Below are 26,153 nucleotides of genomic sequence, written 5' to 3'. Positions count from 1 at the left end.
AGTCGTAGTCGCACTGTCGGACCGGTCAAGTGTTGACATCCGCATCTGCGTGCAACCCTCCTGCAACCCCGGCCTTCCTAGTGTCCGCCATCACGTGTCCGAAGACGATGTGAGAGGACCACAGATGGCCATCTACGCGGCACCGGGCCGGCCCGGCAGTGTCGTCAGCTTCAAGTCCCGCTACGAGAACTTCATCGGCGGCGAGTACGTCGCCCCGGTGAAGGGCCGGTACTTCGAGAACCCGACACCGCAGACCGGGGCGATCTTCACCGAGGTCGCGCGGAGCACCGCGGAGGACGTCGAGCTCGCCCTCGACGCCGCGCACGCCGCGGCGCCCGGCTGGGGGAGGACGAGCGTCACCGAGCGGGCCAACATCCTGAACCGGATGGCCGACCGCATCGAGGCGAACCTCGAGATGATCGCCATCGCGGAGAGCTGGGAGAACGGCAAAGCCTGCCGCGAGACCCTGGCCGCCGACATCCCGCTCGCGATCGACCACCTGCGCTACTTCGCCGGGGCGATCCGCGCGTAGGAGGGCGGCATCTCCGAGATCGACAAGGACACGGTCGCCTACCACTTCCACGAGCCACTCGGCGTCGTCGGACAGATCATCCCGTGGAACTTCCCGATCCTCATGGCGATCTGGAAGCTGGCCCCGGCGCTGGCCGCGGGCAACTGCGTGGTGCCCAAGCCGGCCGAGCAGACCCCGGCGTCGATCCACGTGCTCAACGAGCTCGTCGCCGACCTGCTGCCCGCGGGCGTGCTGAACATCGTCAACGGCTTCGGGGTGGAGGCCGGCAAGCCGCTGGCGGCCAACAGCGCATCCGCAAGATCGCCTTCACCGGGGAGACCACCACCGGCCGGCTGATCATGCAGTACGCGAGCGAGAACCTGATCCCGGTGACGCTCGAGCTGGGCGGCAAGAGCCCCAACGTCTTCTTCGACGACGTGGCGGCGCAGAACGACGGCTTCTACGACAAGTGCCTGGAGGGCTTCGCGATGTTCGCCCTCAACCAGGGCGAGGTGTGCACCTGCCCGTCGCGCGCGCTGATCCAGGGCGGCATCTACACCGACTTCCTGCAGGACGCGGTCAAGCGCACCGAGCAGATCACGCAGGGCAACCCGCTCGACACCGACACCATGATCGGTGCGCAGGCGTCGAACGACCAGCTCGAGAAGATCCTGTCCTACATCGACATCGGCCGTCAGGAGGGCGCCCGCGTGTTGACCGGGGGCGAGCGCGCCGACCTGGGCGGCAACCTCTCCGGCGGCTACTACGTGCAGCCGACGGTCTTCGAGGGCGACAACTCGATGCGGATCTTCCAGGAGGAGATCTTCGGCCCGGTCGTGTCGGTGGCCCGCTTCTCCGACTACGACGACGCCATCACCACCGCCAACGACACGCTCTACGGCCTCGGCGCGGCGGTGTGGTCGCGCGACGGCAACGTGGCCTACCGCGCGGGCCGCGATATCCAGGCCGGCCGGGTGTGGGTGAACAACTACCACGCCTACCCCGCGCACGCGGCGTTCGGCGGCTACAAGCAGTCCGGGGTGGGCCGCGAGAACCACAAGATGATGCTGGACCACTACCAGAACACGAAGAACATGCTGGTCAGCTACTCGCAGAACGCCCAGGGCTTCTTCTGATGCCCGAGCGGGTCGCGCTCACGCAGGCGGCTGCGGACCTGCTCGTGCGGCTCACGGAGATCCACGGTCCGCTGATGTTCCACCAGTCCGGAGGGTGCTGCGACGGCAGCTCGCCCATGTGCTACCCGGACGGGGACTTCCGGCTCGGCGGCTCCGACGTGCACCTCGGCGACCTCGCCGTCGAGGGGCTGGCGGAGCCGATCGGGTTCCACATGTCGGAGTCCCAATTCGAGTACTGGAAGCACACCCACCTCACCGTCGACGTGGTGCGGGGCCGCGGCAGCGGGTTCTCGGTCGAGGCGCCCGAGGGCGTCCGGTTCATGATCCGCTCGCGGCTGTTCACCGACGAGGAGTCGGCGGCACTGAACGGCGACTGACACCGCCCGTGCGCGGATATCGTCGCCCTGGCCACGATGTCCGCGCACGAGTCCCGGAGGGATCCATGTCCGAACCCACCACCCTGCGCACCCTGGTCGGCCTGCCGGGGGTACCGGCCAGCCTGGCCGCGTCGACGCTGATCATGGTCGACCTGCAGAACACCTACACCCGCGGCGTGATGGAGCTGGAGAACGTCCAGCCCGCCATCGACGAGGCCGCGGCGCTGCTCGACCGCGCCCGCTCCGCCGGGATCCCGATCATCCACATCCAGCACGACGGAGGCGCGGGCTCGCCCTACGACGTGCGTGCCGAGATCGGGGCGATCGTCGACCGCGTGGCGCCCCGCGACGGTGAGGCCGTCATCGTCAAGAACTTCCCGAACGCGTTCACCGCCACGGACCTGAACGACCGGCTCGCCCCCGGCAGCGACCTGGTGCTCGCCGGGTTCATGACCCACATGTGCATCAACTCGACGGCGCGCGGCGCGTTCAGCCTGGGCCACCGCCCGTCGGTCGTGGCCGCGGCGACGGCCACCCGCGCCCTCCCGGGCGTCGACGGCGACCCGATACCCGCCTCGATGCTGCAGGCCACCAGCCTCGCGGCGATCTCGGACCTGTTCGGCGTCGTCGTGCCGACCCAGGCCGCCGTCCCGGACTAGCGGATCCGCAGCCGGGCGAGCACCGCCCGGTGGTCGCTGCCCGGCACGTCGTGCACCGACGCGCCGGTGCAGCGCACCCCGTCGGGCAGGAGCACGTGGTCGATCCGGATGCCCGCCCAGCGCGGCAACCGGGTCGGCCACGTCGCCACGCCGACGGGGCCTGCGCTGCGCCCGACCGCGCGCAGCAGCCGGTGATCCACCGTCGCGTTGACGTCGCCCGCGACGATCGCCCCACCCGCACTCCACGCGGCCGCGGTCCGCAGCTCGTCGCGCCAGAGGCGGACCGTGCCGGGGCGGGCCGGCGCGGTGGTGTGCACGGCGTACAGCGCCCGGTGGCCCAGCAGTCCCCCACCGGCGCGGACGTGCGGCAGCCGCATCTCGTGCCCCGCCTCCAGCACCACGCCGGCGGCCCGCGGCCCGGCCAGCACCGTGACGCCCCACCCGTCGCGCGCCCCGGGGGCGAGGGCCGCGAGGCCGCGGTGGTCGGGGAGCAGCGGCAGGATCCGGAGGCGGTAGCCGGGTCCTGCCTCCGGGAGCACGACCAGGTCGGGCCGCTCCCGCCGGACCAGGGCGGCCAGCGCGGCGGGGTCGGCCCGGCCGTGCCAGACGTTGAGCACGAGCACGGCGAGGTCGTCGGGCGACGGGAGGGGCCGGTGCCCGGGTCGCCGCCGGTGCAGGGCCGCCGGCACGGCCGCGGCCAGCCCGAGGGTCGCCGCCGTCATTGCCGCCGCCCGCGACCGGCGGACCGAGCCCGCCGCCACCGCAAGCAGCGCGACGCCCAGGTGCGGGCGCCAGGCCAGCACCGGCACCGCGGGGAAGCGGTCCGCGATCGTCATGATCGCGCAACGGTGGGGCCGCCGGGGCGGTTCCCGGGAGTAGAGTCCCCGCCGGCGTCTCCCGTACGCCACCGGTCCGCGGGCAGGGCAGAGCCCCACGGGAGTACTCGGTACTGCCCGGACGCATCCACCTCCTCACTGCGCCGGCGACGCGGACCGCGGGCGAGTGAAGGAGATCGCGATGCCGACCGTCCCCCTGCCCGACGACCCCGATCTCGGTCAGCTGCGCACGCAGGCCCGCGACCTGCAGACGAGCGTCCGCCACGCCTGGCCCGGCTCGCTCGAGCTGGTCGCGGAGCTCCACCCCGACGGCGTTCCCGCTGATCCCGCGCGCTGGCCGCTGCACGCCGCGCAGCTCGTCATCGCCCGGCTGTACCGCTTCCCGAGCTGGCCCGCGCTGGTTCACCACGTCGGCGTCGTCACCGAGCACCGCCGCAGGCCCGACACCGTGGCCCCGTCGGACGACCCGGCCACGGAGTTCCTGCGCCGGGCGAGCCTCACCTTCGGCCCCGCCGACGGCCCGTTGCAGGCGAGCGCGGGAGCAGTCCTCGAGGCGCATCCCGGCATCGCCCGCGGCGACGTCTGGGTGGCCGCAGCCCGCGCCGACGTCGACGAGTTGGCGCGCCTGCTCGCCCTCGACCCGCGACTGGCGGTGCGGGAGGGTGGCCCGCACCGCTGGCCCCCGATCGCCTACCTGGCGTTCGCGCGGCACGAACCGGCACCGGGGCGCGAAGCCGTCGTCGCGACGGCCCGGCTGCTGCTGAGCCACGGGGCCGACCCCGACACCGGCTACCTCTGGCACGGCATGCCCTCGCCGTTCACCCTGCTCACCGGCGCCTTCGGGGGCGGGGAGGGCGGGCAGCCGCCGCATCCCCACCAGCACGCGCTGGCCCGGGTGCTGCTCGACGCGGGTGCCGCCCCCAACGACGCGCAGGCCCTCTACAACCGCATGTTCGACCCCGCCGACGACCACCTGGAGATGCTGCTCGCCGCGGGGCTGGGCCGTGGCGACGGCGGCCCGTGGCGCCGCCGCCTCGGCGACGCGCTGGACGCCCCGCCCGACCTGCTCCGCGCCCAGCTGGCCTGGGCGGTCGTCCACGATCTCACCGGGCGCGTCGCCCTGCTCGCCGCGCACGGCGTCGATCTGCGTGCCCCGCTGCCTGGCCGCTACGGGGTCCCGCAGCGCCCGCCGTACGTCGTCGCCCGCACGAGCGGCCGGTCCGCGGTGGCCGAGCTGCTGGACCGGCTCGGCGCAGCGGTGGATCTCGCACCGCACGAGCGGGTGCTCGCCGCCGTTCTCGCGGGCGACCGGACCGCGGCCGACGACCCGGGCGCACTCGCGCGCGCCCGCGAGGCCCGCCCGGGACTCGTGGTGTGGGCAGCCGTCGCGGCCGGCGCCGACGCCGTGCGGCTCGCCGTCGAGCTGGGCTGGGACGTCGACGCCCGTGCCCGCACCGACGTCCCGTCGGACCAGGAATGGGAGACGGCCCTGCACCACGCTGCCCACGGCGGTGACGACGGGCTGGTGCGGCTGCTGCTCGACCTGGGTGCCGACCCGGGTGCCCGGGACGGCCGGTTCGACGGCACCCCGGCCGACTGGGCGGAGCACGGCGGGCACCCCGAGCTCGCCGGCGTGCTCAGACGCGCTCGTCCAGCGCGGTGAGGGTGGCGGCCGCGGGGGCGGCCAGGCCGACCCCGCGGCCGTGGCGCACCTCGGGTTCGCGGGGGTTGATGCGGACCAGCGCGCCCGTGGCGGCCGAGGCCAGCTCGGCCTCGCGGCGCACCGTCGGGATCTCCGTGCCTGCGCCGATCTCGACGACGGCCAGGTCGGCGCGGTGCTCGCGCAGCCACGCCCGGTGCGCGGTCATCTGCCGACCGGACCGGGCCGGGTCCCACTCGACGTCGCCGAACATGAGGATGTTGGGCCGCGCCAGCTCCGCGCACGACGGGCAGCGCGGCAGCGGCGAGACCGCGCGCATCGTCGCCTCGTCGACGGTGACCGCGACGCCGTCGGCGGGCCAGACCGGCTGCCCGCAGTCGCGGGTGCACTGCAGGTGGTGGATGGACCCGTGGCACTCGGCGACGTCGACGAACCCGGCGCGCTGGAACTGCCCGTCGACGTTGGAGGTGAACACCCGGGTGGGCCGGTGCCGCGCCCACGCGCGCAGGACCGCGAACCCGGCGTGCGGGACGGTGCGGCGGTAGATCGCGAGGCGGTGCCCGTAGAAGCCCCAGGCGAGCTCGGGGTCGTCGAGGAAGTGCACCGGGTCGGCGATCTCGGCGAAGCGCAGCCCCAGCTCGCGGTACGGCGGGTAGGCGCGCCAGAAGCCCTCGGGGCCGCGGAAGTCGGGCAGCCCCGAGTCGACGCCCATACCCGCACCCGCGCACACGAGCAGCGCCCCCGACCCGCGGAGCAGGTCGGCGGCGCGGTCGAGCTCGATGGTCAGGACGGCCCCGGGTCTCAGGACGACGCGACGGAGCGCTGCACGACCTCGAACTCGAGCACCGCCGACCCCGTCCCGACCGGGCGCGCCCGTTCGCCCGCGTGCGCGGCCATGCCCGAGCCCTCCAGCCACGCGCGGTACGACGCGTCGTCGGCCCAGTGCGTCATCACGAAGTAGCGGGACTCCCCGGCGACCGGGCGCAGCAGCTCGAACGACTCGAAACCGGGCTGGCCGTCGACGGCGCCCAGCCGGTTGGCGAACCGCTGCTCCAGCTCCGGGCCCGCGCCTTCGGGGACCTCGATGGCGTTGATCTTCACGACCGACATGCCACCCAGGTTAGCCCGGCCTTGCGAGCGCCGCGGCGACGACGGGTGGGGGCCGGTCAGGAGTCCATGTGGAACAGCTCGAGCTGGATGTCGTCGGGGTCGCGGAACACGATCGTGGAGTACGGCACCGGCTTCGCGGCGTCGATGACGCCGCTGTGCGCCACGCCGATCTCGTCGAGCCAGGCCGCCCAGGTGTCGAGCGCCGCGCGGTCGGCGACCTGGAAGGCGACGTGGTCGAACCCGGTGCGCCGCTCGTCGAAGCGCTCACCCGGATTGGCCTCGTGGTGGTGCAGCCCGATCGCGATCCCGGAGTTCGGGTCGGTCAGCAGCACGGCGTAGCCGCCGTCCTCGTCGCCCCAGTGGGGGAAGGTCACCGGGACGCGGTCCATCCCGAACACCCGCGCGTACCACCGTGCGCTGGCCTCGACGTCGGACACGGTCGGGGAGAAGTGGTGGATGCGGGTCACGGCGGGAGCGGGCACGGCGTCTCCTCGTTCGGCGCGGGATCCTCCATGATGCGAGGGCGCCCGCCGGTCGGACATCCTGCGGAACGACGGACCGGAGCGGCCGACCAGGTGATGCGGAGCGGACGGGGATGGACCTCGCGGTACACGACTTCGGCGGCGACGGTCCGCCGATCCTGTTGCTGCACGGGCTGATGGGCCGGGCGCGTACGTGGTCGCCGGTGGCGCGCTGGCTCGCCGCGCACGGCCACGTCCTCGCCCCCGACGCCCGCGGGCACGGCCGCTCACCGGCTCGCGGGCCGTGGACGGTCGAGGCGATGGCGGCCGACGCGGGCCGGGTGCTGCCGGGGCCGGGCGTGGTGGTCGGGCACTCGATGGGCGGGCTGCACGGCATCGCGCTGGCCGCCGCGCGCCCCGACCTGGTGCGCGCGCTCGTCGTCGAGGACATGGGGGTCGACTTCGTCGGGCACGACGCGGGCGCGGCCCGGGCCTGGTTCGCCGCGCTGCCGCAGCCCTTCCCCTCCCTCGACGCGGTGCGCCGCTGCTTCGGTCACCCGCGCCCGGAGTTCGGCGACTACATGGCGCAGTGCGTGCAGCGCCGGGCCGACGGGTTCCACCTGCTCGCCTCGGTGGAGCACACGACCGCGATCGCGGCGGAGTGGGCGCGGCGCGACTTCTGGGCCGAGCTCGACGCCGTGCGCTGCCCGGTCCTGCTGATCGAGGCGGCCGAGTCGGTGGCCCCGCCCGGGCAGATGGCGGAGATGGCCCGCCGCCTGCCCGACGCCCGGCACGTCCGGATCCCCGGTACCGGCCACCTGGTGCACGCCGCCGATCCCGGGGCCTACCGCGCGGTCGTGGAGGAGTTCCTCAGGCGACCTCGACGCCCACCACCCGCGCCCTCACCGGCGCCACCGGGTGCAGCGCGGTGAACGCCTCGGCCGGCCGTTCGGTGGCCAGCACGCAGTGCGGGAGCCACGCGCCGGGCAGGTAGGCCGCCACCGGCCCCCTGACGCGCCCGGCCAGCGCGTCGTGGACGGCGGCGTGCACCGCCAGCAGCTCGGCGTCGACGACGGCGGCGAGCACCAGCTCGTCGGGGCGCCCGGCCACCGTGCCGAGGGTGGCCAGCCAGATCGAGGGCAGCATCAGCAGCCGCAGCTCGGCCTCCAGCGCCGCCCGGGCCGCCGGGGGGACGGCCGCCGCCGCGGCCACGGTGACCGCCGGCTCGTCGACGGCCGCGAGGTGCCGCGGCAGACGGGCCCGCAGCGCGCGCAGGGCCGCGACGGCGTCGGGATCGAGCCGGAACCGCACGTGCTGGGCCATCGGCTTCCCTCCCGGCTAGCGCGGCAGCGCGTAGCGGCCGTCGTCGTGCTGCTCGGCCAGGCCGTCGACCAGCAGCGAGTGCAGGCACCGGTCGCGCTGCGGCGCGTCCGGCCAGGCGGCGTCCAGCGCGGCGCGCGGCACCGGTTCCGCGGTGCCGCGCAGCACGTCGAGCAGCCGGCCGCGGACCTGCCGGTCGGTGCCCGTGAACCCCTGCACCGGCCGGCGCGGGCCGTCGTAGGCCGGGCGGCCCGCCGCCTGCCAGGCGCACTCGGCGCGCACCGGGCAGGTCCCGCAGCGGGGTGCGCGGGCGGTGCAGACCAGCGCGCCGAGCTCCATCAGGCCCGCCGAGAGGGTCGCGGCCGTCGCGTCGTCGGCGGGCAGCAGGGCGTCGACGTCGGCCAGGTCGGCCCTCGTACGGGCGGGTCCGGCGTCACCGGCGCCGTGCACCGCCCGGGCGACGACGCGGCGCACGTTGGTGTCGACGACCGGCGCGCGCCGCCCGTAGCCGAAGGCGAGCACGGCGCGCGCGGTGTAGGAACCGATGCCCGGCAACGCCTCCAGGGCGTCCACATCGGACGGGACGGTGTCGCCGTGGGACGCGGCGATGGTGGCCGCGGCCTCGTGCAGGCGCAGCGCGCGCCGGGGGTAGCCGAGCTTGCCCCAGGCCCGCAGCACGTCGGCGCGGGAGGCGGCGGCGAACGCCGACGGGGTGGGCCAGCGGGTCATCCACTCGACCCAGATCGGCTCGACGCGGGCCACCGGCGTCTGCTGGAGCATGAACTCGCTGACCAGCACGCCCCACGGGGTGGTGCCGGGGCGGCGCCACGGCAGGTCGCGGGCGTGCGCCCGGTACCAGTCGAGCACGAGAGCGGGCAGCGGCACGACACGAGATCGTGCCACCGCCCGCTCCCGGTACGTCAGACGACCTCGTTGAGCTTGCCGGTGGCGACGTCGAAGACGAAGCCGCGGACGGAGTCCTTGTTCGGGATGAACGGGTTGGCCGTGATCCGGGCGATGGACTGGCGGACGTCGGCGTCGGCGTCGGGGAACGCCTCGGCCGACCAGGTGGGGCGCAGGCCGGTGTCGTCGAGGATGGACTTCTTGAAGTCGTCGTCGGTGAAGGTGACCATGCCGCAGTCGGTGTGGTGGATGAGGATGATCTCCGTCGTGCCGAGCAGGCGCTGGGAGATGGCGAGCGAGCGGATCCCGTCGTCGGTGACGACGCCGCCGGCGTTGCGGATGACGTGGGCCTCGCCTTCGTTGAGGCCGAGGATGCGGTAGACGTCGAGGCGGGCGTCCATGCAGGCGACGACGGCGACGCCCTTGGCGGGGGGCAGCGGCAGCGGGCCGGTGAAGGACTCGGCGTAGGTGGCGTTGTGGGCGAGCAGTTCGTCCGTGACGGACATGGGTGTACTCCGTGGTCTGCGGTGAGGTGACGTCGCGGGCGGGCGCCCACGACAGGTGGGCCCAGCAGGCCGCGCGGCGACCGGGCGGAGGGGAGGGGCGCGGTCGCGCTACGCGGCCGGGCGACAGAGTCCGTCGAACTCCCAGATGCGACGGCTGGGCCAGAAGGCCTCCAGCAACATGCGCATCATGCGATGAGTCAACCCCGGCGCGCGGCGCGGGGCAAGCGGGTCCGCCGGACGGGTGGTTACCGTGGTGTCCCGACGCGCCGACGCAGCGACGGTCCGCAACCCGTGGTAACTGTTCGGATACGCTGCGTGACATGTGGGAGCCGGTCGGTCCGCTTCCCGCCTCGGTCTACTGGAGGCGGCGGTTCGTGGCGATCCTGTCGGCGGTCGCCGTGATCGTCGCGACCGTCTGGGCGGGCGCCGCACTGCTCGCCCCCTCCGCCCCCACCCCCACGGCCCAGCCCGGCCGGGCCGCCATGACCGCTCCCCAGCAGGCCGACCCGTCCCCGGCGCCGGGGACGGGTCCGCCTGACGCGGCCGGCACCGCGGAGGAGACCACCGCCGGTGGCGAGTCGTCGTCCGAGCCGTCGCCGGAGCCGTCCGCGACGACGTCGGAGGTCGTGCTGCCCGACGACACCCCGCGTGCGGCCGTCCCCGTGCCGCCGTCGGTGCCCGTCCCGCCGACCGGCCCGGTGCCGTGCACCAACGAGATGATCTCGGTCGGCGCGGAGATCGACCAGCCCGAGCACCGCGTGGGCGAGCGCCCGACGCTGCGCCTGGTCGTGGTCAACATCAGCGAGCAGCCGTGCGTGCGCGACCTCGACGGCGCCCGCCAGGAGATCGTCGTGTGGAGCGGTGACGGCGTCGACCGGCTCTGGTCCAGCAACGACTGCGTCAACCCCACGACGGTCGACCTGCGCACGCTGATCCCGGGGCAGCCGGTCGCGTTCGCCGTGCGCTGGGCAGGCCGGACGTCGACGCCCGGGTGCGCGGAGGAGCGCACCGAGGTGCCGGCGGGGGCCTACCGCGTCCTCACCCGCGTCGACGACGTCATCAGCGGCCCGGCGCCCTTCCTGCGCAATCCCTAGCGCATCGTCGCGACGACCGAGCGCAGGTCGTGCACCTCGGTGATCCGCATCCCCGCCGGGGTCGTCCCGGGATCGGGGGGCACGAGTGCGTGGGCGAACCCCAGCCGGGCGGCCTCGGCGAGGCGGCGGTCGAGCCCGGTGACGCGCCGCACCTCCCCGGCCAGCCCGAGCTCGCCGAGCACCACCACGTCGGCGGGCAGCGCGACGTCGGTGCGGGCCGAGGCGATCGCCAGCGCCATCGCCAGGTCGGCCGCGGGCTCGGTGACCCGCATCCCGCCGACGGTGGCCGCGTAGACCTCCGCGTCGTGCAGCTTCACCCCCGCCCGCTTCTCCAGCACGGCGAGCAGCATCGCGACGCGGGAGTTGTCCAGACCGCTGACGGCCCGCCGCGGGCTCGGGATGTCCTTGCCGGTGACCAGCGCCTGGAGCTCCGCGGGCAGCGGCCGCCGCCCGTCCATGACGACCGTGACGGCGGTCCCGGGCACGGGCGGGCCGCCGAAGCGGGCCAGGAACAGCCCCGACGGGTCGGGCAGCCCCACGATCCCGGAGTCGCGCAGCTCGAAGCAGCCCACCTCGTCGGCGGGGCCGAAGCGGTTCTTCACCCCGCGCACCATGCGCAGCGTCGAGTGCTTGTCGCCCTCGAAGGACAGCACGACGTCGACGAGGTGCTCCAGCACCCGCGGGCCGGCGATGTTGCCGTCCTTGGTGACGTGCCCGACGAGCAGGACCGGCAGCCCGCGGTCCTTCGCGAGCCCGGTCAGCGCCACGGTGACGGCGCGGGTCTGCGTGACGCCCCCCGGCGAGCCGTCGACGTCCGATGTGGACATCGTCTGGACCGAGTCGACGACGAGCAGGTCCGGCCGCAGCTCGTCGATGTGGGCGACGATCGCGCCGAGGTCGGACTCCGCGGCGAGGTACAGGTCGTCGTGGACGGCCCCGGTGCGCTCGGCGCGCAGCCGCACCTGCCCCGCGGACTCCTCACCCGTCACGTACAGCACGCGCCCGGTCGCCTTCGCCGCCACCTCGAGCAGCAACGTCGACTTGCCGACGCCCGGCTCACCGGCCAGCAGGACGACCGCGCCCGGGACGATCCCCCCGCCGAGCACCCGGTCCAGCTCGGACACCCCGGACGGCCGGGCCCGTGCGACGTCGAGCCCGACGTCGCCGATCCGGCGCGCGGGCGAGCTGGGCGCGCCGGCGGCGACCAGCCGCGACCGCGGGGCCGCGGCGGGTGCCGCTGCGGCCTCCAGCGTGCCCCACGCCTGGCAGGACGGGCAGCGCCCGACCCACTGCGCCGCCTGGTGCCCGCAGTCCGTGCAGCGGTAGGTGCTGCGCGGGGCGCGGGTGCGGCCGGTCACTCGGCGGGCTCGTCCTCGCGCGGCTCCTCGGTGCCGCCGACGGGGGCCTGCACGCGGACCTCGCCCGCCCGCTCGAAGACCAGCACGACGTCGTAGGAGACGCCGGCGCGGATGTCGTCGAGCAGGCCGGTGAGGACGATCTGGGTGCCCTCCGCGGGAGCGGCCTGCACGGGGGCGGCCTCCGCGGTGGGCGTGGCGGACGGCGTGGCCGACGCGTCCTCGCCCTCGGGTGCCTCGGGGGCCTCCGGGGCCTCGCCCTGCACGACGATCGAGCGCCCGGCGGGGATCTCGGTGACGCCGCTGATGGTCACCGAGCTCGCCCACGGGCTGCTGGCGGAGACCAGGCGGTCGGCCTCGGTGCCCTCGTTGACGATCGTCATGCTCATCGGCGCGGAGGCGCCGCGGGGGTACACCGCGCCGCCCTGGGCCTGGTCGCCGAAGGCGATGACGGCGTCGCGCACGGCGATCGGGCCGACGGAGGTGTTGGCGCCGCTCACGGCGGCGACCTGCTCGGCGGTGCCGGCGATCTGGCCGGCACCGCAGCCGGTCAGCGCGAGCGCTCCGACCAGGGCGCCGGCGAACAGAGCGGTGTACGTCCGGGGCGTGCGCACGGTGCGGCTCACGGTTGCTTCGTCCTCTCCGCGCCGGCGGGGGATTCGTCGCGCCAGGGGCGCACCGGCGACCAGGGCTTCCAGCCTAGTCAAGCGATCACGACGGGGCGGACGCGGCTGCTCCCACCACGTTTGGCCCTGCTTGTCAATCCCCTGACCTGCAACGACGGTCCGGGTCGCACGGCGGGGTGCTGGTCGCCCGTGTTAACCTGGGTACAGCGAAAGGGGCTATGGACACATGGTTTTCAAGGTCGGAGAGACCGTTGTCTACCCGCACCACGGTGCCGCTCTCATCGAGGCCATCGAAACCCGCACGATCAAGGGCGAGGAGCGCAAGTACCTCGTCCTGAAGGTCGCACAGGGGGATCTCACGGTGCGTGTACCCGCCGAGAACGCCGAGGTCGTCGGCGTTCGTGACGTGGTGGGCCAAGAGGGTCTCGACAAGGTGTTCGAGGTGCTTCGCGCACCGCACACCGAAGAGCCCACGAACTGGTCGCGCCGGTACAAGGCCAACCTCGAGAAGCTGGCTTCCGGTGACGTGAACAAGGTGGCCGAGGTCGTCCGCGACCTGTGGCGCCGCGAGAAGGACCGTGGGCTGTCCGCGGGCGAGAAGCGCATGCTGGCCAAGGCCCGGCAGATCCTCGTCAGCGAGCTGGCCCTGGCCGAGGGCACCGACGAGGAGCGCGCCGAGGTTCTCCTCGACGAGGTCCTCGCCACCGCCAACGCCTGATCCCGCACCGCGTGCTCGTTCACGCGGTCGTGGTCGTCCCGCCGTCCCCGGACGTCGGCACGCCGCTCGCGGGCGTACCCGTCGTGGTGCGCTCCGTGCAGGCGATGCTGGCCGTTCCGGGGATCCGGCGTGTCGAGGTACTGGCGCCGCGCTCGCTCGTGTCCGAGGTGGACGCGCTCTGCTCCGGCCTGCCGGTGGCCGTGCACCACTCCGTCACGGCCCTGTCGGCCGTGCCGGGGATCACTGCGTCGCGGGCACACGCCGGTCAACGACCGGACGGCTCCGAAGGTGACGGGTCGACCACGCTGGGTTCCTGCGTGCTCGTCCACGACGCCGCGCGGCCCCTCGTTCCGGTGGCCACGGTGCAGTCCGTCGTGGACGCCGTGTGCGCGGGGTACCGGGCCGTGGTGCCCGTCCTGCCGCTGGCCGACACCGTCAAGGAGGTCGGTCCCGACGGCCTGCTGCGCGCCACCCCGGATCGTTCCGGCCTACGCGTCGTGCAGGCGCCGCAGGGCTTCGACGGGTCGCTGCTCGCCGCCGTCCTCGACGCCGCCCGGCCCGATCCGGTACGGGCCTGGACCGGTGCGGGTGAGAAGGTACACACCGTGCCCGGACATCCGCTCGCCTTCGCCGTGGCCGACGACTGGGACCGTGCGCTCGCCGAGCGGGCGGTGCGCGGATGAGGGTCGGCATCGGCACCGACGTCCACCCGGTCGAGGCGGGTCGCCCGTGCTGGGTGGCCGGGCTGCTGTGGCCCGGCGACGACGGCTGCGCGGGCCACTCCGACGGTGACGTCGCCGCCCACGCCCTGTGCGACGCCCTGCTCTCCGCCGCCGGACTCGGTGACCTCGGCGCGGTGTTCGGCACCGGGCGGCCGGAGTGGTCCGGGGCGAGCGGGGTGACCCTGCTGGCCGAGGTGCGCCGGCTCGTCGAGGCCGAGGGGTGGGCCCTGGGCAACGCGGCGGTGCAGGTGATCGGCAACGCCCCCAAGATCGGCACCCGCCGCGCCGAGGCGCAGCAGGTGCTCTCCGACGCCCTCGGCGGCCCCGTCGCGGTCTCCGGCACCACCACCGACGGCCTGGGCCTCACCGGCCGCGGCGAGGGCATCGCCGCCGTCGCCACGGCCCTGCTCCTTCCCCGCTGACGCCCGGGCGCCAACTCGGTCGCACGGATCTCCCGACTCGCGGGGACCTCCCCGCGAGTCGGGACTTTCGTGAGACCGAGTCGTGCGGGGGGTGCGACCGTCAGCCGGACGTCATCGCGGTGGTGCGGGCCTGGACCTGCTCGGGCGTGAGGTCCTCGGTGCGGCGCGCGATCATCCACAGGTGGCCGAACGGGTCGGCGAGGCGGCCGCCGCGCTCGCCGTAGGGCTGGTCGGCCACCGCGAAGACCACCGTCGCGCCGTGGGCGACCATCCGCTCGGCCACCGCGTCCGGGTCGTCGACGTAGAGGGCGAGGATCACCGGGACGGACCCGGACACCGGAGCGGGGTCGTACCCGTCGGCGTCCTTGACGGCGAACCGCACCCCGTCGACGGCCACCATCGCGTGCACGACCCTGCCGTCGGGCCCGGTGAAGCGTTCGGTCACCTCCCCTCCGAACGCGGCGGAGTAGAAGGCCAGTGCGGAGTCGGCGCCCTCGACGACGAGGCGCGGGTAGAGATCGGTCATGGGCGCCAGCGTGACGTACCGCGCGGGCCCCCGTCGTGGACAAAGCGGATGTCCCCTGCTACGAGCCGGGGTGGGGCGGTCCGTAGTCTTGACCCGTGACCCTGCGCCTGTTCGACACCGCCACACGAGAGCAGCGGGACTTCGTCCCCGTGCGTCCCGGGGCTGCGTCGATCTACGTCTGTGGGGCCACCGTGCAGGGCCTGCCGCACATCGGGCACGTCCGCAGCGGGCTGAACTACGACGTCCTGCGGCGCTGGCTCGCCCACTCCGGTCTCGACGTCACGCTGGTCCGCAACGTCACCGACATCGACGACAAGATCCTCGCCAAGGCCGCGGACCACGGACGGCCGTGGTGGGAGTGGGCGGCCACGCACGAGCGCGCCTTCCAGGCCGCCTACGACGCGCTCGGCTGCCTGCCGCCGTCGATCGAGCCGCGGGCCACCGGGCACGTGCCGCAGATGATCGACCTGATGGAGCGGCTGATCGAGAAGGGCCACGCCTACGACGTCGACGGCGACGTCTACTTCGCGGTCCGCTCGTGGCCCGGCTACGGCGCGCTGTCGGGCCAGAAGCTCGACGAGGTCGAGCAGGGCGAGACCGACACGCGGGCCAAGCGCGACCCCGTCGACTTCGCGCTGTGGAAGAGCGCGAAGCCGGGCGAGCCGAGCTGGCCCACCCCGTGGGGCGCCGGGCGGCCGGGCTGGCACCTGGAGTGCTCGGCCATGGCCACCACCTACCTCGGGCCGGAGTTCGACGTCCACGGCGGCGGCCTCGACCTGGTGTTCCCGCACCACGAGAACGAGCTCGCCCAGAGCCACGCCGCGGGCGACCCGTTCGCCCGCTACTGGCTGCACAACGCCTGGGTCACCATGGGCGGGGAGAAGATGTCGAAGTCGCTGGGCAACACGCTCGGCGTCGACGTCCTGCTGCGCAAGGCCCGTGGCGTCGAGCTGCGCTACTACCTGGTCGGGCCGCACTACCGGTCGTCGATCGAGTTCTCCGACACCGCGCTGCAGGAGGCCGTGGCGGCCTACCGGCGGATCGAGTCGTTCGTGCACCGGGTGCGCGAGCGTGCCGGCCTGCCCGGGATCGGCACGCCGTCGGCCGCGTTCGCCGCCGCGCTCGACGACGACCTGGGCACGCCCGGTGCGCTCGCGGCCGTCCACAACACCGTGCGCGAGGGCAACACCGCCCTCGACGCCGGCGACCGCGCGGGCGCCACGGCCGCCGCGGAGTCGGTGCGCGCGATGACCGCCGTACTGGGCCTCGACCCGCTCGACCCCCGCTGGCTGGCCGGCTCCCGGGCCGACGACGCCGCGACGGCCGCGCTCACCGCGCTGGTCGAGGAGCTGCTCGCGCAGCGCACGGCCGCGCGGGCCCAGCGCGACTTCGCCACCGCCGACGAGGTGCGTGCCCGCCTCACCGCTGCCGGGATCTCCGTCGAGGACGGCCCGGACGGACCCACCTGGACGCTCAAAGATGCCTGAGGAAGAGAACTAGATGGCCGGCAACTCCCAGCGTCGCGGAGCGATGCGCAAGGACGGCACGAAGAAGGGGATGGTCGTCGGTTCCGGCGGGCAGCGGCGCAAGCAGCTGCAGGGCAAGGGCCCGACCCCGCCCAAGGAGGAGCGCCCCCACCACCCCGCGGCGCGCCGGGCCAAGCTCGCCGAGCGCTCGGCGGCCAACCGCGGTCGCTCGGGCACCACCGCCAACCGCCGCCGCGCGGGCGACGGCGAGACGCCGGAGACGGTGCTCGGCCGCAACCCCGTCGTGGAGTGCCTGCGCGCGGGCGTCCCGGCCACGGCGCTGCAGGTCGTCATCGGCGGCACCACCGACGAGCGGGTCCGCGAGGCGCTGCACCTGGCCGCCGACATGGGCATCTCGATCCTCGAGGTCGCCAAGGGCGACATGGACAAGATGGCGGGCGGCGCGCTGCACCAGGGCCTCGCCCTGCAGGTGCCGCCGTACGCCTACGCCCATCCCGACGAGCTGCTGGAGATCGCCGGCGACAGCGGGATGCCGGGGCTGATCGTCGCGCTCGACGGCGTCACCGACCCGCGCAACCTCGGGGCCGTCGTCCGCTCGGTCGGCGCATTCGGGGGCAACGGCGTGGTCGTGCCGCAGCGCCGCGCGGCCGGGATGACGGCGGTGGCCTGGCGCACGTCGGCGGGCACGGCGGCGCGCGTGCCCGTCGCGCGGGCCACCAACCTCACCCGCACGCTGCAGGAGTACGCGAGCGCCGGGCTGATGGTCGCGGGCCTCGCGGCCGACGGCGACGTCACGCTCGACGAGTTCGAGCTGGCCACCGACCCGGTCGTCGTCGTGATCGGCTCGGAGGGCAAGGGGCTGAGCCGGCTGGTCAAGGAGACCTGCGACCTCACGGTGTCGATCCCGATGGCCGGTCCGGTGGAGAGCCTCAACGCCTCGGTCGCGGCCGGGGTGGTGCTGGCCGAGATCGCGCGGCAGCGCCGGGCCCGCCTGGCCTGAACCCCTCCGCAGCCGAGCGAACGGCACTCTCGTCCGACCAGTTCGGGCGAGAGTGCCGTTCGCTCAGGCGACGGCGGCCCGGCCGCGCAGCCGGGCGAACACCCGGCAGCCGACGTAGAGCAGGAACGCGAGCGCGGCCACGTAGCCCGACACCGGCAGGCCCGGTGCCAGCGACAGGATCGCGCCGCCCACCAGGGCGATCTCCGCGAACGCCACGGCGATCACGGTGGCCACGAGCGGGCTCGCGGTGACGCGCGCGGCCGCCGCGCCGGGCGCGATCATCACCGACAGCACCAGGATCGCCCCGACGATGGGCACCGCGAGCGCGGTGACGAGCCCGACCAGCACCGCGAACACCAGCGACAGCGCCCGCACCGGCACCCCGCGCGCCACGGCGACGTCGGGGTCGGTGCTGGCGAACAGGAGCGGCCGGTAGAGCACCGCGAGCACGGCGATCACGAGCACGGCGACGACCGCGAGCACGATCAGGTCGGCGGAGTCGACCGACACGATCGAGCCGGTGAGCAGCCCGAACCTGTTCGACGCCCGCCCGCTGTAGAGCGAGAGCATCAGCACCCCGAGGCCCAGCCCGAACGCCAGCACCACCCCGATGACGGAGTCGCGCTCGCGCTGCCGCAGCCCCAGGATCCCGAACACCAGCCCGGCGACGACGGCCCCGGCGACCGCGCCGAGCCCGACGCCGACCCCGATCAGCAGGGCCGCGGCGCCGCCGGTGAACGCGAGCTCGGCGGTGCCGTGCACGGCGAACGCCATGCCGCGCGACACGATCAGCGGGGCCAGCGCGCCCGCCACGACGCCCAGCACGGCGCAGGCGATCAGCGCGTTCTGCACGAAGCCCAGCGCCAGCAGCTCGCCGAGACCCTCGAAGCCGAAGAGCCGGTCCATCAGTGGTGCACCCCGTTGCGGCCGTCGGCGCCCACCACGACGAGCCGGTCGCGCACCCGCAGCACGTCGACCTCGGTGCCGTAGAGCTCCGACAGCACCGCCGACGTCATCACCTCCGACGGCGGCCCGATCCGGAACCGCCCGTCGACGAGGTAGAGCACGCGGTCGACCAGCGGCAGCACCGGGTTGATCTCGTGGGTGACGAACAGGACCGCGGTGTCGTGGTCGCGGCGGCGGGCGTCGATGAGGTCGGTGACGGTGCGCTGGTGGGCGAGGTCGAGGGAGAGCAGCGGTTCGTCGCAGAGCAGGACGTCGGGATCGCCGACGAGGGCCTGCGCGACCCGCAGCCGCTGCTGCTCGCCGCCGGACAGGCGCCCCACCGGGGAGTGGGCATAGGCCGTGCCGCCGACGGAGGCGAGCGCGGCGTCGACCCGGGCCCGCCGCTCGCGGCGCCCGCGCAGCCCGACGCCCAGGCGGTGCCCGTCGAGCCCGAGGCCGACGAGGTCGCGCCCGCGCAGCGGCAGGTCGGGGTCGAGCGCCTTCTGCTGGGGCACGTACCCGATGGTCGGGCTGCCGCGCCGGGGTGCGGCGCCGCCGATGCGCACCTCGCCGCGGGAGAGCGGCAGCAGGCCCAGCAGCACCCGGATCAGCGTGGTCTTGCCCGAGCCGTTGGGGCCGAGCACGGCCAGGAACTCGCCGCGCGCGACGTCGAGATCGAGGTCGTCCCAGAGCGTGCGCTCCCCGAACCGGACGGACGCGCCGCGCATGGCGACGGCGGGGGCGACGGTCGGCACGCGCTCCAGTGTGACGACCATCAGACGGGGTTGAGCGCCGCGGTCAGGGCCTCGATCTGGGCGGTCATCCAGCCGAGGTAGTCGGTGCCCTCGGGCAGCGTCTCGGTGAACTCGACGACCGGCACGCCCGCGGCCTGCGCGGCCTGCCGCACCTGGTCGGTGGTCGGCGTCTCGGTCTGCGCGTTGACGATCAGGGCGCGGATCGGGTCGACGGCGGCCGGGTCGAACAGCGCGAGGGTGGCCGCGACGACGGCCGCGGGCGGGTCGGTGTCCTCCTCGACGGCCTCGGAGAACTCCGGCGGGGTGGCGTCGGTCAGCCCGGTCGTCTCGATCAGGTAGCCGGGCACCGGCTCGGTGACGGCGACGCGCCCGCCCGGCACCGCCGCGCCCGCGGCCCGGGCCTGCTCGGTGAGCCCGCCGACCGCCGCGTTGAACGCGGCGGCGTTCGCGGTGTAGGTGGCGGCGTTCGCGGCGTCGGCGGCGCCGAGGTCCTGGGCCAGCCGTTCGGCCAGGGCCTGCACGGTGGGCAGGCTGTACCAGAAGTGCTCGTTGAGCTCCCCGCGGTCGGGTTCCTCGGTCACCAGCCCGGCCACCTCGACGACGACCGGGTCGCCGCCCGCTGACTCGAGCAGTTGCGGCATGAACACGTCGTAGCCACCGCCGTTGTGGACGACGATGTCGCCGCCCGCGACGGTCGCGGCGTCGGCCGGGGTGCTCTCATAGGAGTGCGGGTCGGCGGCCGGGTCCGTGATCAGCGACTCGACGGTGACCAGGTCACCGCCGACGGCCTGCGCGATGCTGCCGTACACGTTCGTCGAGGCGACGACGGTGAGCGTGCCGTCGTCGGCGGCGGGGGCCGCCGTGCCGCCCGAACCGCACGCGGCCAGGCTGAGGACGGCGGCGAGGGCGGTGGTGGCGCCGGCCAGTGGACGCAGTCGCATGCGACGATCTCCCGAGCAGTAGCGATAACCGTTGTCGATTCACTCTAGCGTGTCGCCCGGGCGGGGCGACCGCCGGACTTTCTACCCCGCGTCTGAACCGTTACCGTTGCGCCGATGCGCGGATCCCGTGACGTACGGCGCCCGGCGACGCTCGCGTCCCTGGCCGCCGAGCTCGGTGTGTCCCGCACCACCGTGTCCAACGCCTACAACCGCCCCGACCAGCTCTCCGCCCCGCTGCGGGCGCGCGTGCTGGAGGCGGCCCGGCGCCTGGGCTACCCCGGTCCCGACCCCGTCGCCCGATCGCTGCGCACCCGCCGGGCGGGCGCCGTCGGCCTGCTGCTCACCGAGGCGCTGTCCTACGCCTTCCGCGACCCCGCGGCCACCGGCTTCCTCGAGGGGCTCGCGCTGGCCTGCGAGCGGGCCGGTTCCGGGCTGCTGCTGGTGCCGGTGAGCCCCGAGCTGGCCGACGTCACCGCGGTGCACCAGGCGGGCGTCGACGGGTTCGTCGTCTACTCCGTGCGCGAGGACGACCCGCACTTCAAGGCGGTGCTGGAGCGCCCGGTGCCGACGGTGGTGTGCGACCAGCCGCTGCACGTCGAGGGCGTCGACCGCGTCGGGATCGACGACCGCGCCGCGATGCTCGACCTCGCCCGGCACCTCACCGGGCTCGGCCACCGGCACATCGGCGTGCTGTGCATGCGCCTGGGCACCGGCCGCTACGACGGCCCCGCCGACGACGCCCGGCAGAACGGCGCCACCTACCCGGTGCAGCGCAACCGGCTCGGCGGCCTGCGCGACGGCTTCGCCGAGGCCGGGATCGACTGGGCGGGCATCCCGGTGCACGAGCGCTTCGCCCACAGCGTCGACGCCGGGCAGGCGGCCGCGGCCGAGCTGCTGGCCGCCCACCCGGAGATCACCGCGATCGCCTGCACCTCCGACATCCTGGCCCTCGGCGCCCTGCGCCACGCCGCCGAGCGCGGGCTGGCGGTGCCCGAGGACCTGACGATCACCGGCTTCGACGGCGTGCCCGAGGGCCTGCGTTCCGGGCTCACGACGGTGCGCCAGCCCGTGCTGGAGAAGGGCCGGGCGGCCGGTGAGCTGCTGCTCGAGCGCGGCGACCGCAACCGCCCGCGCACGGTCGTGCTGCCCACCGAGCTGATCGTCGGCACCACCAGCGCGGTGCCGCGCAGCCCGGAGCGTTGGTTCTCCGGCTGGTAGGCGCTACGCGCGGGCGGCGAGCAGCAGCTCCAGCAGCCGGGCGACGTCGGGCGGTCCGGCGACCCGGTGCCCGGCCGCGGTGTCGCCGTCGCCCACCTTCACCCCGACGTCGCCGGGGCGCAGCCGGGCGAACGCCGTCTCGTCGGTGACGTCGTCGCCCGCGAACAGCACGGCGTCGGCCCCGGTGCGCTCGCGCAGCACGTCGACGGCCATGCCCTTGTTCACCCGGAGCACGGCCAGGTCGATCACGTCCTTGCCGGGCGTGGCGTCGACGCCGGGGCGGGCGGCCGGGCCGTTGCGCACGGCGTCGAGCACCCGCGCGCCCACCTCCGGTGGGGCGCCCCGCACGTGCACCGCGACCCCGGCCGGCTTGTGCTCCAGCTTCACGCCGGGCTCGCCGTCGACGACCGCGGCGAGCTCGGCGGTGAGCGCGTCGAGCAGGGCGCGCTGGTCGTCGTCGAGGACGGCGCCGCCGTCGTCGAACTCGCCGCCGTGGCTGCCGACCAGCCGGATCGGCGTGCCGAAGCCGGAGGTCGCGGCGAGGTCGGCGAGCCCGCGGCCCGAGACCAGGGCGACGACCGTGCCCGGCAGGGTCGCGAGCGAACCCAGCGCGGCGGCCGACTCCGGCAGCGGCCGCGACTCCGACGGCACGTCCACGAGCGGGGCGAGCACGCCGTCGAAGTCGAGGGCGACGAGCAGCGTCGGGACCGCGGCGATCTCGCGGACGGCGGCGTCGAGGTCGGTCACGACGGCAGCCCCAGCGCGTCGAGGAAGGACCGGGCCCAGCGGTCGACGTCGTAGGCCATGACCTGGCGGCGCAGCGCCTTCATGCGCTTGCGCGACTCGTCGGCCGGCATCGTCAGCGCGCGGTGCAGCGCGTTCTTGACGCCGTCGGTGTCGTGCGGGTTGACCAGCACGGAGTCCTTCAGCTCGATCGCGGCGCCGGCGAACTCCGACAGCACGAGCACGCCGCCGAGGTCGCTGCGGCAGGCCACGTACTCCTTCGCGACGAGGTTCATGCCGTCGCGCAGGGGCGTGACCAGCATGACGTCGGCGGCGACGAAGAACGCGGCCAGCTCGTCGCGGGGCAGCGACTGGTGCAGGTAGTGCAGCACCGGGTGCCCGACGCGGGCGAACGTGCCGTTGATCCGGCCCACCGACTGCTCGATGCCCGCACGCATCGTCTGGTAGTGCTCGACGCGCTCGCGGCTGGGCGTGGCGAGCTGGATCATCACCGTGTCGCCCGCCCGGTCCTCCTCCAGCAGCTCCTCGAACGCGCGCAGCCGGACGTCGATGCCCTTGGTGTAGTCGAGCCGGTCGACGCCGAGGATGACCCGCTCGGGGTTGCCGAGGTCGTTGCGGATCTCTTTCGCGCGCTGCTGTACCTCCGGGCTGCGGGAGAGCTCGTCGAGATGGGCGGAGTCGATCGAGATCGGGAACGCGCCCAGCTTGACGGTGCGCCCCTCGTAGGTCACCTCGTTGCGCGCACCGGGCTTGGCGTCGGTGAAGCGGGTGGCGAGCCAGCGGAAGTTGCGGACGCCGCCGGGGGTGTGGAAGCCGACGAGGTCGGCGCCGAGCAGCCCCTCGACGATCTCCTTGCGCCACGGCAGCTGCTGGTAGAGCTCGGTGGGCGGGAACGGGATGTGCAGGAAGAACCCGATCCGCAGGTCGGGGCGCAGCGCGCGCAGCTCGGCCGGCAGGAGCTGGAGCTGGTAGTCCTGGATCCAGACCGTGGCGTCGGGCGCGGCCACCTCGGCGACGGCCTCGGCGAACCGCTTGTTGACCCGGACGTAGGCCTGCCACCAGTGCCGGTGGAACGCGGGCGGGGCCACGACGTCGTGGTAGAGCGGCCACAGCGTGCCGTTGGAGAACCCCTCGTAGTAGTCCTCCACGTCCTTCGACGTGAGCATCACCGGGTGCAGCGTCAGGCCGTCCTCGACGAACGGCTCGGCCTCGGCGTCGGCCAGGCCCGGCCAGCCGACCCACGCGCCCTCGCGGCTGCGCAGCATCGGCTCCAGGGCCGTGACCAGGCCGCCGGGGCTGCGCTTCCAGCGCTGCGTGCCGTCCGGGAGCTTCTCCAGGTCGACCGGCAGCCGGTTGGCCACCACCACGAACTCGGCGCTCTGATCCGCCACGGACTCTCCTCGTCGCTGCCGGGTTGTGACCGCGACGAGCCTACGCGGGGGCGGCGTCCGGTGCGGGGTCCGCGGCGGCCGGACCCGCCGGGCGGTAGGGGCGGGTGAGGAAGTCGCCGAGCGCGACCCCCGCGGCCAGCGCGAGCCCGATGCCGAGCGCGAGGGTGATCGTCACCAGGCCGTCGGCGACGCCCTCGACGGCGAGCTGGTAGAAGCCGCGGTAGGCGCTGAACCCGGGCAGCAGCGGCGTGATCCCGGCGAGGGTGATGACCAGCGGCGGCACCCCGCCGCCGCGCCGGAACAGCCCGGCCCCGATGCCGATGACGACGGCGGCGACGCCCGTGGCGGGCACCGGCCCGATGCCCACGACCTGCACGAGCAGCCCGTAGGTGCCCCAGCCGGCCGCCCCCGCGAGCGCCGCGCCGAGCAGGGAGCGGCCGGGGGCGTAGCCGGCGAGGGCGTAGCAGGCCGCGGCGGTGGCCCCGGCCACGAGCGAGAGCCCGAACCGGCCCGCACCCGTCGGCAGCTCGCCCGCCACCTCCAGGGGAGGGGCGAACTCCAGCCCGACCCGCAGCCCCATCACGACGCCGACCAGCAGGCCCGCGGACAGCAGGAGGATCTCCATCGCCCGCCCCGCCGACGTCACGTAGTTGCCGGAGATCGCGTCCTGCACCGTGCCGACGACCGACAGCCCCGACAGCAGCACTGTGATCGTCGCCGCGATGACCAGCGACGGCCGGGTGCCCGGCGGGAACGCGCCGAGCCCGAACAGCGCCACCGTCGCCCCCGTGGCCAGCGCCCCGCCGACGACCTGCTGGAAGAACGCGGGCAGGCCGCGGCGGTTGAGCAGCCGCCCGACCCGGTCGATCGTGGCCGTGACGCCGAACGCCGCCAGCCCGGTGATCCAGCCCCCGCCGAGCAGCACCGCGATCGACGCGGCCAGCCCGGCCCAGCCGATCGTCGCCACCCAGCGCGGGTACGGATGGCGCGCGTTCACCGCCTCGGACAGCTCGGTGGCCGCCTGCCGCACCTGGACCTCGCCCGCCTCCACGCGGTCGATGACCCGCCCGACCGCGAGCAGCCGGGTGAGGTCGAGCGCCCGGTACCGCACCAGCCGCATCGACGTCACCGGGGTCGCCGCCATCCCGCGGTGACAGCACATCGTGATCGAGGTGAACGTGATGTCGACGTCGACGGCCGAGAGCCCCGATGCGGACGCCAGCCGCAGCATGACCGCCGTCGTCTCGTCGACGCTCTCGCCGCTGGACAGCAGCACCTCGCCCACCCGCATGCAGAGGTCCAGCACCTCCTGGACGTGCGCGTCGTCGGGCACCTGCGGCCCGATCGGCCACATCAGCTGCATGCTCGGCGGGCCGGGTTGCAGCAGGTCGTGGGCCTCCTGGCGCAGCTTGCTGCGAACGCGCCGGGTGAAGCGGGGGGACCGGTCGGACATGCTCAGCCGCCCGTGACGGCGGGGGTACTGCGGGGCATACGACCAGGGTAGGTGGCGTCGACAGGCCGGCGGCCGTGTGCCGCCCCACGTGCACCGGCCCGGGTCGTCACCGCCCGACCTGCCCGCAGGCTCTAGGATCGGGGAGGTTCTGGCCGGTGTAGCTCAGTGGTAGAGCAACCGCCTTGTAAGCGGTAGGTCGTCGGTTCGATCCCGACCCCCGGCTCCACGTCCGACCAGCATGTTCTCTGCTGAGAAGATCATCTTTGCGACGGTCGTGCCGCGGGATGAGCCGCGAACCGCGCACGGCCGGGCGGGACTTCCGGCGGTCGGCAAGGCGCGCGTGAGAGGCAAGGGTGCGTGTCGACCCGGCGACGAAGCAGCGCCACGACCTGGTGCCCTGTGATCCCGCCCGGCCCGAACGCCCCACCGGCTGCGCCGGCTCCGAATCCGCAGCCGCCGTCTCCGCACGGGGCAGCGCGGAGGGTTTGCGCTGACGTCGACAGCTTGTTGCTGTGCTGATCAACCGCGGGAGAGGGGGAGCTCGTGCTCGTGACGCCAGGTCGCGGCCGTTGCCACGGGCCGGGACGGGTCCACGCCCCACTACGTCGGCACTGTCGGTGGCCGGGACTGCGCAGTCCCGCGACGACGCCGGGCACGCCATTGTTGCTGCGCTCGTCGACGCCGTACGTCGGTGGGGCCGACGGGAGTTCGTGGGCACTCTGGGCGACCGGCAGATCGTCGTCCTGCCGTGTCTGGCCGTCGATGGAGTCCGTCGACGAGGACGCGGTGCGCGCGGCAGTCTGCGAGCTCGCCAGGTAGGTGGCGGACATACACACCGCTCACCTCGCCAGCGCCGGCGGGGACAGCCCGACCGTAACGATCCCGACCACACGTCGATCAAGTGAGAGCAGGTGCAAGCTCCCCGAAAGGCCCCCATGCGCTCGTCCGTCCGTATTGCGATCCATATCCTGTTTGCGGCTCTCGGAATCGGGCTGCTTACCGGCTGCATCCCTGCCGCCGACGCGGCGACTCCCGAACCGGCGAGGCCACCGACGGCAACGCCGGACTGAAGTGACCCCCGTCAGCCGGACACCTCGGTCTGTGTCGTGAGCTGGTGTTCGTAGGCGGCGGGGCTGAGGTTGCCCAGCCGGGAGTGCCGGCGCAAGGGGTTGTAGAAGCCCTCGATGAAGGAGAACACCTCCATCTCGAGTTCGTGGCGGGTGGGCCAGGCCCGTCGGTAGATCATCTCTTCCTTGAGGGTGGCGAAGAAGCTTTCG

Annotated in this window: 28 protein-coding genes, 1 tRNA gene and 1 pseudogene; 13 read left to right on the top strand and 17 right to left on the bottom strand. The window is 74.4% G+C overall.

The window, feature by feature from the left end:
- The first annotated feature begins 124 nt into the window (after positions 1-124).
- The 3 genes and pseudogenes from exaC to PHY01_RS23960 all read left to right on the top strand — a co-directional run bounded on the left by exaC (position 125) and on the right by PHY01_RS23960 (position 2,683).
- Positions 125-1,647 (top strand): annotated as a pseudogene (gene exaC / locus PHY01_RS23970) (acetaldehyde dehydrogenase ExaC).
- Complete coding sequence (locus tag PHY01_RS23965; RefSeq protein ID WP_141282168.1) at positions 1,647-2,024, top strand: DUF779 domain-containing protein; 378 nt, start codon at positions 1,647-1,649, stop codon at positions 2,022-2,024. Before exaC ends, PHY01_RS23965 begins: the two are co-directional and overlap by 1 nt.
- A gap of 65 nt (positions 2,025-2,089) precedes the next feature.
- Positions 2,090-2,683 carry an isochorismatase family protein gene (locus tag PHY01_RS23960; RefSeq protein ID WP_141282166.1) on the top strand — a complete coding sequence of 198 codons (594 nt, stop codon included), beginning with the start codon at positions 2,090-2,092 and terminating at the stop codon, positions 2,681-2,683.
- Here PHY01_RS23960 and PHY01_RS23955 read toward each other — a convergent pair.
- On the bottom strand, positions 2,680-3,519 hold the full coding sequence (locus PHY01_RS23955) for an endonuclease/exonuclease/phosphatase family protein (RefSeq protein ID WP_141282164.1): 840 nt from the start codon (positions 3,517-3,519) through the stop codon (positions 2,680-2,682). The genes PHY01_RS23960 and PHY01_RS23955 overlap by 4 nt on opposite strands.
- 181 nt (positions 3,520-3,700) lie before the next feature.
- Between PHY01_RS23955 and PHY01_RS23950 the strand changes: the two genes are divergently transcribed.
- On the top strand, positions 3,701-5,182 hold the full coding sequence (locus tag PHY01_RS23950) for an ankyrin repeat domain-containing protein (protein ID WP_141282162.1): 1,482 nt from the start codon (positions 3,701-3,703) through the stop codon (positions 5,180-5,182).
- On the opposite strand, the gene PHY01_RS23945 is transcribed toward PHY01_RS23950, so the two are convergent.
- From PHY01_RS23945 to PHY01_RS23935, 3 genes are all read right to left on the bottom strand, one after another.
- Complete coding sequence (locus PHY01_RS23945; protein ID WP_141282160.1) at positions 5,157-5,891, bottom strand: SIR2 family NAD-dependent protein deacylase; 735 nt, start codon at positions 5,889-5,891, stop codon at positions 5,157-5,159. The two genes, PHY01_RS23950 and PHY01_RS23945, sit on opposite strands and share 26 nt — an antisense overlap.
- Before the next feature lie 89 nt (positions 5,892-5,980).
- A complete protein-coding gene (locus PHY01_RS23940) occupies positions 5,981-6,289 on the bottom strand; it encodes an antibiotic biosynthesis monooxygenase family protein (RefSeq protein ID WP_170183957.1) in 309 nt (102 codons plus the stop codon).
- Positions 6,290-6,345: 56 nt separating this feature from the next.
- The gene (locus tag PHY01_RS23935) at positions 6,346-6,771 is read right to left on the bottom strand and encodes a VOC family protein (protein WP_218030316.1); all 426 of its coding nucleotides are present in this window, start codon (positions 6,769-6,771) and stop codon (positions 6,346-6,348) included.
- Between the two features lie 113 nt (positions 6,772-6,884).
- On the opposite strand from PHY01_RS23935, the gene PHY01_RS23930 reads away from it, so the two are divergent.
- Positions 6,885-7,682 (top strand): alpha/beta fold hydrolase, encoded by a 798-nt coding sequence (locus PHY01_RS23930; protein WP_141282156.1) that lies wholly within the window; start codon positions 6,885-6,887, stop codon positions 7,680-7,682.
- Here the strand turns inward: PHY01_RS23930 and PHY01_RS23925 are convergent.
- The 3 genes from PHY01_RS23925 to PHY01_RS23915 are packed head-to-tail and all read right to left on the bottom strand — an operon-like array spanning position 7,621 to position 9,479.
- On the bottom strand, positions 7,621-8,073 hold the full coding sequence (locus tag PHY01_RS23925; protein ID WP_141282154.1) for a 2'-5' RNA ligase family protein: 453 nt from the start codon (positions 8,071-8,073) through the stop codon (positions 7,621-7,623). The two genes, PHY01_RS23930 and PHY01_RS23925, sit on opposite strands and share 62 nt — an antisense overlap.
- Positions 8,074-8,088: 15 nt before the next feature.
- Complete coding sequence (locus PHY01_RS23920; protein ID WP_141282152.1) at positions 8,089-8,955, bottom strand: HhH-GPD family protein; 867 nt, start codon at positions 8,953-8,955, stop codon at positions 8,089-8,091.
- A gap of 35 nt (positions 8,956-8,990) precedes the next feature.
- A complete protein-coding gene (locus tag PHY01_RS23915; RefSeq protein ID WP_141282150.1) occupies positions 8,991-9,479 on the bottom strand; it encodes a beta-class carbonic anhydrase in 489 nt (162 codons plus the stop codon).
- 320 nt (positions 9,480-9,799) lie between these two features.
- Here PHY01_RS23915 and PHY01_RS23910 point away from each other — a divergent pair, with 320 nt between their 5' ends.
- On the top strand, positions 9,800-10,573 hold the full coding sequence (locus PHY01_RS23910) for a hypothetical protein (protein WP_141282148.1): 774 nt from the start codon (positions 9,800-9,802) through the stop codon (positions 10,571-10,573).
- Here the strand turns inward: PHY01_RS23910 and radA are convergent.
- Positions 10,570-11,931 (bottom strand): DNA repair protein RadA, encoded by a 1,362-nt coding sequence (radA, locus tag PHY01_RS23905; RefSeq protein WP_141282146.1) that lies wholly within the window; start codon positions 11,929-11,931, stop codon positions 10,570-10,572. The genes PHY01_RS23910 and radA overlap by 4 nt on opposite strands.
- On the bottom strand, positions 11,928-12,554 hold the full coding sequence (locus PHY01_RS23900; RefSeq protein WP_141282144.1) for a copper chaperone PCu(A)C domain-containing protein: 627 nt from the start codon (positions 12,552-12,554) through the stop codon (positions 11,928-11,930). The genes radA and PHY01_RS23900 overlap by 4 nt, the downstream gene beginning before the upstream one ends.
- Before the next feature lie 226 nt (positions 12,555-12,780).
- Between PHY01_RS23900 and PHY01_RS23895 the strand changes: the two genes are divergently transcribed.
- From PHY01_RS23895 to ispF, 3 genes are read left to right on the top strand one after another with little or no spacing between them, the layout of a single operon-like run.
- A complete protein-coding gene (locus tag PHY01_RS23895; RefSeq protein WP_073457680.1) occupies positions 12,781-13,272 on the top strand; it encodes a CarD family transcriptional regulator in 492 nt (163 codons plus the stop codon).
- An 11-nt stretch (positions 13,273-13,283) separates the two neighbouring features.
- Entirely contained in the window at positions 13,284-13,955 is a 672-nt protein-coding gene (locus PHY01_RS23890) for an IspD/TarI family cytidylyltransferase (protein WP_141282142.1), read from the top strand.
- Entirely contained in the window at positions 13,952-14,416 is a 465-nt protein-coding gene (ispF, locus tag PHY01_RS23885) for a 2-C-methyl-D-erythritol 2,4-cyclodiphosphate synthase (RefSeq protein WP_141282140.1), read from the top strand. Before PHY01_RS23890 ends, ispF begins: the two co-directional genes overlap by 4 nt.
- A gap of 100 nt (positions 14,417-14,516) precedes the next feature.
- Here ispF and PHY01_RS23880 read toward each other — a convergent pair whose 3' ends face one another.
- Positions 14,517-14,942, bottom strand: a complete 426-nt coding sequence (locus PHY01_RS23880) for a VOC family protein (RefSeq protein ID WP_141282138.1) — start codon at positions 14,940-14,942, stop codon at positions 14,517-14,519.
- Between the two features lie 95 nt (positions 14,943-15,037).
- On the opposite strand from PHY01_RS23880, the gene cysS reads away from it, so the two are divergent.
- Together cysS and rlmB are read left to right on the top strand one after the other, a co-directional pair.
- A complete protein-coding gene (cysS, locus tag PHY01_RS23875) occupies positions 15,038-16,429 on the top strand; it encodes a cysteine--tRNA ligase (protein ID WP_141282136.1) in 1,392 nt (463 codons plus the stop codon).
- A 13-nt stretch (positions 16,430-16,442) separates the two neighbouring features.
- The gene (rlmB, locus tag PHY01_RS23870; protein WP_141282134.1) at positions 16,443-17,429 is read left to right on the top strand and encodes a 23S rRNA (guanosine(2251)-2'-O)-methyltransferase RlmB; all 987 of its coding nucleotides are present in this window, start codon (positions 16,443-16,445) and stop codon (positions 17,427-17,429) included.
- Between the two features lie 63 nt (positions 17,430-17,492).
- Here the strand turns inward: rlmB and PHY01_RS23865 are convergent, their stop codons facing one another.
- From PHY01_RS23865 to PHY01_RS23855, 3 genes are read right to left on the bottom strand one after another with little or no spacing between them, the layout of a single operon-like run.
- A complete protein-coding gene (locus PHY01_RS23865) occupies positions 17,493-18,335 on the bottom strand; it encodes a metal ABC transporter permease (protein ID WP_141282132.1) in 843 nt (280 codons plus the stop codon).
- Complete coding sequence (locus tag PHY01_RS23860) at positions 18,335-19,150, bottom strand: metal ABC transporter ATP-binding protein (RefSeq protein ID WP_141282130.1); 816 nt, start codon at positions 19,148-19,150, stop codon at positions 18,335-18,337. Before PHY01_RS23860 ends, PHY01_RS23865 begins: the two co-directional genes overlap by 1 nt.
- Positions 19,150-20,070, bottom strand: coding sequence for a metal ABC transporter solute-binding protein, Zn/Mn family (locus PHY01_RS23855; RefSeq protein WP_141282128.1), 921 nt, complete (start codon positions 20,068-20,070; stop codon positions 19,150-19,152). The genes PHY01_RS23860 and PHY01_RS23855 overlap by 1 nt, the downstream gene beginning before the upstream one ends.
- A 114-nt stretch (positions 20,071-20,184) precedes the next feature.
- Here PHY01_RS23855 and PHY01_RS23850 point away from each other — a divergent pair, with 114 nt between their 5' ends.
- Positions 20,185-21,288: a LacI family DNA-binding transcriptional regulator gene (locus PHY01_RS23850; RefSeq protein ID WP_141282126.1), complete on the top strand. Its 1,104-nt coding sequence runs from the start codon at positions 20,185-20,187 to the stop codon at positions 21,286-21,288.
- Between the two features lie 3 nt (positions 21,289-21,291).
- Here the strand turns inward: PHY01_RS23850 and otsB are convergent, their stop codons facing one another.
- From otsB to PHY01_RS23835, 3 genes are read right to left on the bottom strand one after another with little or no spacing between them, the layout of a single operon-like run.
- Complete coding sequence (gene otsB / locus PHY01_RS23845) at positions 21,292-22,035, bottom strand: trehalose-phosphatase (protein ID WP_246086116.1); 744 nt, start codon at positions 22,033-22,035, stop codon at positions 21,292-21,294.
- Complete coding sequence (locus PHY01_RS23840) at positions 22,032-23,423, bottom strand: alpha,alpha-trehalose-phosphate synthase (UDP-forming) (protein WP_141282124.1); 1,392 nt, start codon at positions 23,421-23,423, stop codon at positions 22,032-22,034. The genes otsB and PHY01_RS23840 overlap by 4 nt, the downstream gene beginning before the upstream one ends.
- A 40-nt stretch (positions 23,424-23,463) precedes the next feature.
- Positions 23,464-24,876: a threonine/serine exporter family protein gene (locus PHY01_RS23835; RefSeq protein ID WP_141282122.1), complete on the bottom strand. Its 1,413-nt coding sequence runs from the start codon at positions 24,874-24,876 to the stop codon at positions 23,464-23,466.
- Positions 24,877-25,027: 151 nt separating this feature from the next.
- Between PHY01_RS23835 and PHY01_RS23830 the strand changes: the two genes are divergently transcribed.
- Positions 25,028-25,102 (top strand) — tRNA-Thr (locus PHY01_RS23830).
- Positions 25,103-25,957: 855 nt separating this feature from the next.
- Here PHY01_RS23830 and PHY01_RS23825 read toward each other — a convergent pair.
- A partial coding sequence (locus PHY01_RS23825; protein ID WP_141282121.1) for an IS3 family transposase occupies positions 25,958-26,153 on the bottom strand: 196 nt, incomplete at its 5' end.

It is taken from the genome of Pseudonocardia hydrocarbonoxydans (genome assembly GCF_006539565.1).
GTDB lineage: Bacteria > Actinomycetota > Actinomycetes > Mycobacteriales > Pseudonocardiaceae > Pseudonocardia > Pseudonocardia hydrocarbonoxydans.
This window is presented reverse-complemented; position numbering and strand designations above follow the sequence as displayed.

What these genes read in the sequence shown, in the direction of transcription:
- PHY01_RS23965 (WP_141282168.1), top strand. Translation starts at nt 1,647, where the DNA reads ATGCCCGAGCGGGTCGCGCTCACGCAGGCGGCTGCGGACCTGCTCGTG.
- PHY01_RS23960 (WP_141282166.1), top strand. Translation starts at nt 2,090, where the DNA reads ATGTCCGAACCCACCACCCTGCGCACCCTGGTCGGCCTGCCGGGGGTA.
- PHY01_RS23955 (WP_141282164.1), bottom strand. Translation starts at nt 3,519, where the DNA reads ATGACGATCGCGGACCGCTTCCCCGCGGTGCCGGTGCTGGCCTGGCGC.
- PHY01_RS23950 (WP_141282162.1), top strand. Translation starts at nt 3,701, where the DNA reads ATGCCGACCGTCCCCCTGCCCGACGACCCCGATCTCGGTCAGCTGCGC.
- PHY01_RS23945 (WP_141282160.1), bottom strand. Translation starts at nt 5,891, where the DNA reads ATGGGCGTCGACTCGGGGCTGCCCGACTTCCGCGGCCCCGAGGGCTTC.
- PHY01_RS23940 (WP_170183957.1), bottom strand. Translation starts at nt 6,289, where the DNA reads ATGTCGGTCGTGAAGATCAACGCCATCGAGGTCCCCGAAGGCGCGGGC.
- PHY01_RS23930 (WP_141282156.1), top strand. Translation starts at nt 6,885, where the DNA reads ATGGACCTCGCGGTACACGACTTCGGCGGCGACGGTCCGCCGATCCTG.
- PHY01_RS23925 (WP_141282154.1), bottom strand. Translation starts at nt 8,073, where the DNA reads ATGGCCCAGCACGTGCGGTTCCGGCTCGATCCCGACGCCGTCGCGGCC.
- PHY01_RS23915 (WP_141282150.1), bottom strand. Translation starts at nt 9,479, where the DNA reads ATGTCCGTCACGGACGAACTGCTCGCCCACAACGCCACCTACGCCGAG.
- PHY01_RS23910 (WP_141282148.1), top strand. Translation starts at nt 9,800, where the DNA reads ATGTGGGAGCCGGTCGGTCCGCTTCCCGCCTCGGTCTACTGGAGGCGG.
- PHY01_RS23895 (WP_073457680.1), top strand. Translation starts at nt 12,781, where the DNA reads ATGGTTTTCAAGGTCGGAGAGACCGTTGTCTACCCGCACCACGGTGCC.
- ispF (WP_141282140.1), top strand. Translation starts at nt 13,952, where the DNA reads ATGAGGGTCGGCATCGGCACCGACGTCCACCCGGTCGAGGCGGGTCGC.
- PHY01_RS23880 (WP_141282138.1), bottom strand. Translation starts at nt 14,942, where the DNA reads ATGACCGATCTCTACCCGCGCCTCGTCGTCGAGGGCGCCGACTCCGCA.
- rlmB (WP_141282134.1), top strand. Translation starts at nt 16,443, where the DNA reads ATGGCCGGCAACTCCCAGCGTCGCGGAGCGATGCGCAAGGACGGCACG.
- PHY01_RS23865 (WP_141282132.1), bottom strand. Translation starts at nt 18,335, where the DNA reads ATGGACCGGCTCTTCGGCTTCGAGGGTCTCGGCGAGCTGCTGGCGCTG.
- PHY01_RS23860 (WP_141282130.1), bottom strand. Translation starts at nt 19,150, where the DNA reads ATGGTCGTCACACTGGAGCGCGTGCCGACCGTCGCCCCCGCCGTCGCC.
- PHY01_RS23855 (WP_141282128.1), bottom strand. Translation starts at nt 20,070, where the DNA reads ATGCGACTGCGTCCACTGGCCGGCGCCACCACCGCCCTCGCCGCCGTC.
- PHY01_RS23850 (WP_141282126.1), top strand. Translation starts at nt 20,185, where the DNA reads ATGCGCGGATCCCGTGACGTACGGCGCCCGGCGACGCTCGCGTCCCTG.
- PHY01_RS23835 (WP_141282122.1), bottom strand. Translation starts at nt 24,876, where the DNA reads ATGTCCGACCGGTCCCCCCGCTTCACCCGGCGCGTTCGCAGCAAGCTG.